Origin of the sequence: Amycolatopsis sp. NPDC051903 (assembly GCF_044452505.1) — a bacterium.
GTDB lineage: Bacteria > Actinomycetota > Actinomycetes > Mycobacteriales > Pseudonocardiaceae > Amycolatopsis.
Map to the genome: position 1 here is coordinate 721,348 of NZ_JBITBT010000003.1, position 7,932 is coordinate 729,279.

5 protein-coding genes are annotated in these 7,932 nt (G+C 71.8%); all 5 read left to right on the plus strand.

Annotated features, from left to right (window positions below; all coding sequences use genetic code 11):
- The first annotated feature begins 8 nt into the window (after positions 1 to 8).
- Complete coding sequence (locus ACIA77_RS11010; RefSeq protein WP_395885614.1) at positions 9 to 2,174, plus strand: DUF6049 family protein; 2,166 nt, start codon at positions 9 to 11, stop codon at positions 2,172 to 2,174.
- Positions 2,175 to 2,817: 643 nt separating this feature from the next.
- On the plus strand, positions 2,818 to 4,557 hold the full coding sequence (gene murJ / locus ACIA77_RS11015; RefSeq protein WP_395885653.1) for a murein biosynthesis integral membrane protein MurJ: 1,740 nt from the start codon (positions 2,818 to 2,820) through the stop codon (positions 4,555 to 4,557).
- Positions 4,558 to 4,639: 82 nt separating this feature from the next.
- Entirely contained in the window at positions 4,640 to 6,235 is a 1,596-nt protein-coding gene (locus ACIA77_RS11020) for a protein kinase family protein (RefSeq protein WP_395885615.1), read from the plus strand.
- Positions 6,236 to 6,266: 31 nt separating this feature from the next.
- Positions 6,267 to 6,929, plus strand: a complete 663-nt coding sequence (sigM, locus tag ACIA77_RS11025; RefSeq protein WP_395885616.1) for an RNA polymerase sigma factor SigM — start codon at positions 6,267 to 6,269, stop codon at positions 6,927 to 6,929.
- Positions 6,926 to 7,735 (plus strand): hypothetical protein, encoded by an 810-nt coding sequence (locus ACIA77_RS11030; RefSeq protein ID WP_395885617.1) that lies wholly within the window; start codon positions 6,926 to 6,928, stop codon positions 7,733 to 7,735. The genes sigM and ACIA77_RS11030 overlap by 4 nt, the downstream gene beginning before the upstream one ends.
- Positions 7,736 to 7,932 lie beyond the last annotated feature (197 nt).

Here is a 7,932-nt window from a genome sequence, read left to right on the forward strand (position 1 = left end):
GCACCCGAGTGAAGCGGCCCGCCGCCTTCTTCCTGTCCCTGCTGATCTTCGCAGCGGCTGCCCTCCTCGGCGCGCCCGCGCAGGCCCAGGACGAACCGAGCCCCGAGCCGCCGCGGCTGCGGCTCGAGCTCAACCAGCTCAACCCCCGCGTGATCACGAGCTCCGCCAAGACGCTGACCGTGTCCGGCACCGTGACGAACATCGGCGACCGCCGGATCTCGCGCCCCCAGGTGCGGCTGCAGGTCGGCGAGCGGCTGACCAGCGACCGCGAGATGAAGGGCGTGCTGGCGGGCGAGCCGATCCAGGACAGCCCGCTCACCGACTTCACCACGCTCACCGAATCGCTGGAGCCGGGCCAGAGCGCCCGCCTCGACGTGACCGTGCCGCTCTCCGGCCAGCGCGCGGAGCAGCTGAGCCGGCCGGGCGTCTACCCGATGCTCGTGAACGTGAACGGCACGCCGGAGTTCGGCGGCCCGGCGCGGCTCGCCGCCGTGAGCCTGCTGATGCCGGTGCTCTCAGGCCCCGTCCGCTCGGAGACGCCGTCGGGCAAGCACCCCGACGTGTCCGTGCTGTGGCCGATCACCGACAGCGCGCCCCACGTGCTGTCGGCGCCCTACGGTGGGCCACTGACCCTCACCGACGACTCGCTCGCCGACGAGCTGGCTGTGAACGGGCGCCTGTACGCGCTGGTCGCGGCCGCGCGGGCGGCCGAGCAGTCCAACCAGCGCGTGGGCGATTCGCTGTGCTTCGCCGTCGACCCCGACCTGCTGCGCACGGTCAACGCGATGACCAGCGGCTACGTCGTCGCCGGGGCGCCGGGCAAGGGCACGCAGGCGGCGAAGGACTGGATGATCGCGCTGCAGCAGCTCGTGAACGGCCACTGCGTGATCGCGTTGCCCTACGCCGACGCCGACCTCACCACGCTCGGCAAGGTCCGCTCCGCGAGCGGCACGCCCGACGCCGGTCTGCTGAACACGGCGCTCAGCGGCGAAGCCACGATCCGCCAGATCCTGAACACCGAGCCGCGCAAGGGCGTGCTCTGGCCCGGCGGCACGCCCGACGACCAGGCGCTCACCGCGATGTCGTCGGCCGGGATCCACACCATGCTGACCGACGGTTCGAGGCTGCAGAGCGACTCGCCCGTCACCGGCGCCGTGACGCTGCCGAGCGGGCTGCGCGCCCAGCCGATCGACGGTCTCATCGCCAGTGCCATGGCCGGTTCCGAACCGAACCCGCAGACTCCGACCACGGTGAGCGCCGCCACCCAGCCCGCGATCGCGAGCCAGAACGGTCTCGCCGCCATCGCCTTCGAGGCTGGACTCGGGCGCGTCGCCGAAGACTCGGGCTCGCAGCTGCTCGTCGCGCCGCCGCGGCGCTGGGACGTGCCGGTGGTCGAGCTCACCGCGTTCCTCGACCACCTCGGCCAGCTGCTCGGCGCCGGTCTCGGCACCGGCGCGCCGCTGCCGCAGCTGCTGGATTCCGACGCGTCCGGCTCGGCCTCGCTCGCCGCCGGCACCCACGACCAGCCGGCGTCGGCGGGCGGCGAAGTCACCGACACGCTGTCGAACCTCGACGGCCAGGCCGCCGGCCTGCTGTCGGCCATGCGGATGGACGCGACCCGTCGCGTGGCGCCGGAGGACATCGTCGCGCCGGTGCGCAACGCGCTCGTGCGCGGCGCGTCCACGGCGTACAGCACGCCCTCGGGCAGCACGGCGGGCGCGAACGCCAACGCCGAACTCGCGGCGATCCGCGACCAGGTGACCGTGGAACAGCCGAAGCAGACGATCGCGCTCGCGTCCGGTTCGTCCCCGCTGCCGGTGTTCGTGAGCAACGAACTGCCGGTGGGCATCACCGCGCAGATCGCGTTGAAGAACAACGTCGGCATCCGGCCCGAGCAGGCGCAGAACTGGTTCTTCCCGGCCAAGGGCGGAAAGAACGAGCTGATCCAGATCGAAGCCCTGCGCGCGGGGCGCCTGAGCGTCGATGTGTCCTTGACCACCCCGGCGGGGACCGAACTCGGTACCACGGCGCGGTTCGAGCTGACTTCGACCGAGTACGGCCCGATCACGATCATCGTCACGGTCGTCGCTGGTTGCGCCCTGCTGCTGCTGGCCTCGCGGCGGATCTACCGCCGGGTGAAGGAGAGCCGCGCCGCGCGGACCGAAACGCCCTGAGTCTTCGGGGGACCGGGTGTCCGCGCCCGTTCCCGATTACCCTGGGTCGACCGCTGCCACAATGGCGGGGACCCTGGCACCGAGGATTGGGCGCGCGTTGGACAGAGAGCCGGGCTTACCACCCGAGCGTGCGAGTCGTCCTCGTCGCGACGGCGCGCCACCTCGGCGCGGCGACCGGGCTGACCAGCCGCGCCGCGCCGTGCGCGAAGGCAGGCGCCAGCCACCGCCGCCGCAGCAGGGCCAAGTGCCACCGGAACGCCGGCAACCGCCGCCCCCCAACGGCACGCGCCGCGTGCCGGTACCCGAAGAGCGGCCGCAGCGCCGCGTTCCCCCGCCGCCTCCGCAGAACGGTCAGCCGCGCCCGCAGCGGACCCGCCAACGGGCCGTGCAGCCCCCGCAGTCGGGGCGCCCGCCGCTGGCGCAACCACCGCCGCCAGGGCCACCATCCGGTGCGCAGCCCCTGCCCCAGCCGTCGGCGCCGCCGAACTCCGGGCCACCTTCGGGCCCGCAGCCGCTGCCGCCGTCCGCCGCGCCGCCCCGCGGCCGCGGCCCGCGGCCGGGCACGCCGATCCGGCCGTGGCAGGAAGAAGCGCTGCGTGACCCGGAGGCCACGCGGTTCATCCCGCGCACCGCCGGCGTCCCGATGCCCGCGTCGCGCTGGCCGCTGGCCGATCCCGACTCGATGCGCCCGTACGACGCGCTGGCCACGCAGGTCATGCCGCGGGTCGGGGGCGCGCCGCTCGTCCGGCCGGCCGAACCGGGCACGACCGGCGAACAGCCCGTCGCCCCGGCGAGGGCGCCTTCGCTCGCGAAGTCGAGCGGGCGCATGGCAATCGCGTCGCTGATCAGCCGGATCACCGGGTTCCTGTGGAAGATCCTGCTGGTCGTGGCGATCGGCTCAGGCGTCGCGAACGACTCGTTCAACGTCGCCAACACGATGCCGAACATCATCTTCGAGCTGCTGCTCGGCGGCGTACTCACGAGTGTCGTGGTGCCGCTGCTGGTCCGCTCGCAGGACGATCCGGACCACGGCGAGGCCTACGCCCAGCGGCTGCTGACCGTCGGCCTGACCCTGCTGCTGGGCGGCACGCTGCTCGCGGTGATCGCGGCGCCGGCGTTCACGTCGCTCTACATCGACTCCTCCGGCCAAGCCAGCACCGGCCTGACCACGGCGTTCGCCTACCTGCTGTTGCCGGAGATCTTCTTCTACGGCGTGTTCGCCCTCGTCTCGGCGATGCTCAACGCCAAGCAGGTCTTCGGGCCGACCGCGTGGGCACCGGTGATCAACAACCTCGTGGTCACCTTCACCATCCTCGTGGTCTGGCTGATGCCGGGTTCGATCGACACCGTCCATCCGTCGATCACCGATCCGAAGGTGCTCACGCTCGGCCTTGGCGTGACCGGCGGCATCGCCGCGCAGGCGCTGATCCTCATCCCGCCGCTGCTGCGCAGCGGCTTCCGCCCGCGCTGGCGCTGGGGCCTGGACCGGCGGATGAAGGAGTTCGGCGGGCTGGCGCTGTGGGTGGTCGGGTACGTCGGCGTCAGCCAGATCGGCCTCACGATCACCACTCGCGTGCTCACCACGGGCACCGCGGGCGGCGTCACCGCCTACACCTACGCGTGGCTGCTCTTCCAGCTGCCGTACGGCGTGCTCGGCGTGTCGCTGCTGACCGCGATCATGCCGCGGCTGAGCCGGGCCGCCGCCGACGGCGACACCAAGAAGCTGGTCGGCGACCTGTCCTACGCGTCGCGGATCTCCACCGTCACGCTCCTGCCGATCTCCGCGGTGATGACCATCGTCGGAACGTCGATCGGGATCGCGCTGTTCACCTTCGGAAAAGGTTCACTGGAAGGCGCCGAGCGGCTCGGTGACGCGCTGGCGGTCTCCTCGTTCGCGCTGCTGCCGTACGCGCTGGTGATGTTGCAGATGCGCGTGTTCTACGCGATGAAGGACGCGCGCACGCCCACCTTGATCATGATCGTGATGACGATGGTCAAGGTGCCGCTGCTGTACCTGTGTCCGGTGTTGCTCTCGCCCGAAAACGTGGTGCTCGGCGTGATGATGGTCAACGCGCTCACGTACGTGGTCGGCGCGGTCCTGGGCCAGGTCTGGCTGTGGGTGACCCTGGGCAACCTGCGGAGCAAGCGGATCATCGGGGTGATCCTCTTCACCGTCGTGGCCTGTGTGCTCGGCGTGGCCGCGGCGTGGGTGGCGGGCCTGATCGTGCCTGCCTCGCTCGGCCCCACGCTGCAAGCGTGGATCAAGCTCTTCCTGCAGGGCATCGTGGGGATCGTCGTGTCGTTCGGCGTGCTCATGGCGCTGAAGGTGGAGGAGCTGCGGCCGGCCACGTCGAGGATCACCCGGTTGATCAAGCGCGGGTAACGATTGATTCACGACTGACGACGCTTCCTCCAGACCTGATCCGGGTACCCTCGGTGCGGGAGCGCGACGCGGGAGAGAAGCGGTGGACACGAGACGGAGCGAACAGGCGGGGGAGGCCACCCGCGCGGACATCCGTGCGCAGGGTGGGTCGCTCGCCCCGGGGCGGGTCGTCGGCGACGGCCGGTACCGCCTGCTCGCGCAGTTCGGGGTGGACGAACGAGCCGCCGCGCACCTGTGGCGAGCGCGGGACGGACAGCTGAAGCGCGATGTCGCGCTGACTCTGCTGGTCGGTGATCCGGCCGATCCGGAGGCGGCCCGGCAGGCGCGCCGCACGCTCGAACGGGCGGCGCACGCGTCGAAGTTCGGGCACGGCGGCGTCGCGCGGGTGCTCGACGTGCTGAGTCTCGGCAGCGGCGTCACCTCGAGCGAAGGGCTGCTCGGCGTCGTCGTCGCGGAGTGGACCAAGGGCAGCGACCTGGTGGACCTCGTCGCGCAGCGGCCGGTGGCCCCCGCCGCGGCCGCCCGAATGGTCCAGGCCCTCGCCGAGGCCGTGGACCACGCGCACCAGAACGGTCTGGTCCTCGGTCTGGACCACCCCCAGCGGCTGCGGCTGACGCCGAGCGGGGCGCTGAAGCTCGCGTTCCCCGGCCCGTTGCCCGACGCGACGTTGCGCGACGACGTCAAGGCGCTCGGCGCGGTCCTCTACCTGCTGCTCACCGGCCGCTGGGCGCTGCCGGGCGGGCCGCCCGCGATCCCCGCGGCGCCGTTGACCCCACAGGGGCACATCGTGCCGCCGCGGACGCTGGTGCCGGCCGTGCCGCCCGAGCTGTCGTCGCTGGCCGTCCGCACGATCGAGGACGGCGGCAACGGGGGCATCCGCACGAGCTCGGCCATCCTGCGCGTGCTCGACCAGGTGGCCGAGGCCGAGGAGCGCACGCAGCTGATCAAGGCCGTGGGCGAAGCGGGCACCACCGAAGCCGACGGCACGATCTGGACCACGAAGAAGCCGGTGAAGGACGTCGCGCGGCGGCGGAAGCTGGCGTTCGGCGTGACCGTGCTCGTGGTCGCCACCGTCGTGATCCTCGCGTGGGGCGGGCTGATGCTGATCAACCTGTTCCAGGGTGATTCGAAGGCCAGCGGCCCGACGATCAACGTCGCGGCGCCCTCGTCGACGGCGGCACCGCCGTCGAACTCGGCGGCGCCCCCGCCGTCGTCGCCGGCCGCGCCGAAGATCGGCCAGCCCGTGGACCCGAAGTCGGCCACGATCTACAACCCGAAGGGCTCGGGTGACAACTCCGGCCGGGTGAAGAACGTGATCGACGGCGACCCGGGCACGGTCTGGCGCACCGACCAGTACCAGCAACAGTTGCCGGTGCTGAAGCCCGGCGTCGGGTTCGTGGTCCAGTTCGACGACCCGGTGAACCTCGCGCAGGTGAAGATCGCGGCCGACAGCCCCGGCACGAAGGTCGAGATCCGGTCGGCAGACAGCAAGAACCCGCAGCTGGACGACACGAAGGTCGTCGGCACCGGCGACCTGAACGGCACCGACACCACGATCGACCTGCAGCAGCCGACGGAGAGCCAGTACTTCGTCGTCTGGATCACCCAGCTGGGCAAGGACGACAAGGGCAACTACCTGAGCGAGATCGGAGACGTGAGCTTCCTGCCTGCGGGGTGACCGACATCATCCACTCAGTAGGCTCTGCCGGGTGACGGCTGCAGCTCCCACGGACGCGGACCTCATAGCGGCGCACGCCGCCGGAGATCCGCACGCGTTCAGTGAACTGGTCCGGCGGCACCGAGATCGTCTGTGGGCGGTCGCTCTGCGGACGATGCGCGATCCGGAGGAAGCCGCGGACGCGTTGCAGGAAGCGTTCATCTCGGCCTTCCGCGCGGCGGGCAACTTCCGCGCGGAATCGCAGGTGACGACCTGGCTGCACCGCATCGTCGTCAACGCCTGCCTCGACCGCATCCGCCGCAAACAGGCGCGCCCGACGGTCCCGCTGCCCGAAACCGGTTTCAACGAGCCGGCCTCGCCGCGCGACTCGATGGCCGAGAAGGAGACCAGCCTGCTCGTCCGGGAAGCGCTCAACCAGCTGCCGGAAGAGCAGCGCGCGCCGATCGTGCTCGTCGACGTCGAGGGCTATTCGGTGGCGGAGACGGCCAGGATGCTCGGGATCGCCGAGGGCACCGTGAAGAGCCGGTGCGCGCGCGGACGGGGCAAACTCGCGAAGGTTCTGGGGCACCTGCGGAACCCTGATGCGAATGCGAACGTCCCACCTGACGAAAGCAAGAGCAAGAACACCACTTCGGAGGGGTCCCGGAGTGCCGGGCGAGCCCACCGCTCGCACGGGAACGGGGAGGGACGATGACGGACGAAACCCGGGGGGTCGGCGGAACCGTCGGTCCGCCTTGGTCTGTCGACGTGCTCGCCGATCTCCACGCCGGTGTGCTGGACGAGCGCGAGGCGGCCGAACTCTGGCCGCGCGTGAACGCGGACCCCGAGGCCCGCGCGATCATCGAGGCCCTCGAAGCGACCACGGCCGACCTGGCGTCGCTGGCGCACGAGCCGGCGCCGCCGATGCCCGCCGAGTACGCCGCGCGGCTGGACCAGGCGCTCGCCGCCGAGGCCGCGTCCCGGCAGGCCGCGTCGTTTCCGGCGGCACACGTTCCGGTCGAGCCCGCTGCGCCACCGCAGGAGCCCTCCGTCGCCCCCGTGGTGGACCTCGCGGCCGCACGGCGGCGACGGAACAAGCGGGTCGGCTGGAGCGCCGGGATCCTGACGGCGGCCGCGGCGGCGATCGTGGCCGTGGTGCTGACCGTGCCCGGCACGGCGCAACGCGACGGCACCGCGGGCGTCGCCGCGCCGGCGCCGTCCGGGCCCTCCGTCGGCAGCGACGGCAGCGGCGCGGAAGCCCTGCTGGGAGGTGCCATGGGCGTGCGTGACTTCGGCCCGCTGCAGAACGAGCAGCGGCTCGACGCGTGCGTCGCGGCCGCCGGGCTGGACCCGGACGTGCGGCCGGAGGGCATCCGTCCGGTGAACGTCGACGGCAAGGCCGGCGTGCTCGTCATCTACACCACGGGGCAGCTCGCCCAGTTCCGTCTCGTGGCTTTCGGCGCCGACTGCGGCCCAGCTCACCCCGACAAGCTGTTCGACAAGGTCGTCGGCAAGAAGTAACCGCTGGTCGGGACGGCTGAGTAGCGGCCGTCACCGTCGGGAACACTGGCACCTACCATCGTGTTGACATCACTGCACAGGTCACTACGAGCGGAGGTTCACGGGTGGCTGCCGAGGAAATCAGGAACCTGATCATCGTCGGGTCGGGTCCCGCGGGTTACACGGCCGCGGTGTACGCGGCGCGGGCGCAGCTCGAA

Bases quoted from the DNA above. Each gene is read 5' to 3' on its own strand.
- murJ (WP_395885653.1), top strand. From the start codon at position 2,818: ATGCCCGCGTCGCGCTGGCCGCTGGCCGATCCCGACTCGATGCGCCCG.
- ACIA77_RS11030 (WP_395885617.1), top strand. From the start codon at position 6,926: ATGACGGACGAAACCCGGGGGGTCGGCGGAACCGTCGGTCCGCCTTGG.